This window comes from Synechococcus sp. R55.2 (genome assembly GCF_047462075.1).
GTDB lineage: Bacteria > Cyanobacteriota > Cyanobacteriia > Thermostichales > Thermostichaceae > Thermostichus.
On the sequence record NZ_JANSIH010000191.1, the window covers coordinates 1 to 780 of the forward strand.

Genomic DNA, 780 nt, shown 5'->3' on the forward strand with positions numbered 1-780 from the left:
AAAGGCTATGAACATTGGTGCGGATGATCCCATCGGGCTTGAGCACCTGCCGCATGCCTTTCAAACCGGCAACCGGGTCGTCCAGTAGGTAGAGAACGTCGTTGCAGGCAATAAAATCAAACTCCTCCCCCAGCGCCGTCATGTCGGTAATGTCCATAACATGAAAGCGGGCGTTTTCAATCTTATGGAACTTAAAGCGCTGCTCTGCCATCTTGATGGACTCCGGCGAAATATCCACACCCACATAGCGAGCGCCGGGGTTGGCCGTTGCCAAAACCAAAGTTTCCCAACCGGAGCCACAGCCGGCATTGAGCATCACCTTGCCTTCCGGCAATACCACCTTGCGATCCCGCAGGTACCTGGCCGTCGTAAGGCTGTTGGCAAACAAGGCAAGGTTGTCGGTAACCGTCTGCTCAATCGGCACATTCGGGTAGGGAAACTCGTCAAACTGCGCCTGTACGGGGTTGGACACAACTTTCTCTGCCATGGCAGTCTTCCTGTTTTTGGGTATCCCAACACTCTTAGCACGCACCCTATCGTACTGCACAGCAAGCAAAAGACTGAGGCAAATCCAGAAAAGCCTGAGGATGGTACACTGGCGGAGTGTTTCGTAACTAGCCAGGAAGGCGGAAGAGGGATCCTTCGATGAGCCCCCGCAAGCGGCTGTTTTGGTTAATGGCAACTTTTCTCCTTGGAATTCTGGCTGCTTGTGGGCTAGCTAGCGGGCCCAGCCTCCTCAGTCGCCCAGAGACTTCATCGCCCGCCCCAGAAGGAGGCGTT

1 protein-coding gene is annotated in these 780 nt (G+C 54.9%); it reads right to left on the reverse strand.

Translation table 11 applies throughout. The features are described 5' to 3' along the window. Positions 1–487 (reverse strand): class I SAM-dependent methyltransferase (locus NW838_RS06535; protein WP_414427734.1); only part of this gene is annotated, 487 nt, incomplete at its 3' end. Between the last annotated feature and the right edge of the window lie 293 nt (positions 488–780).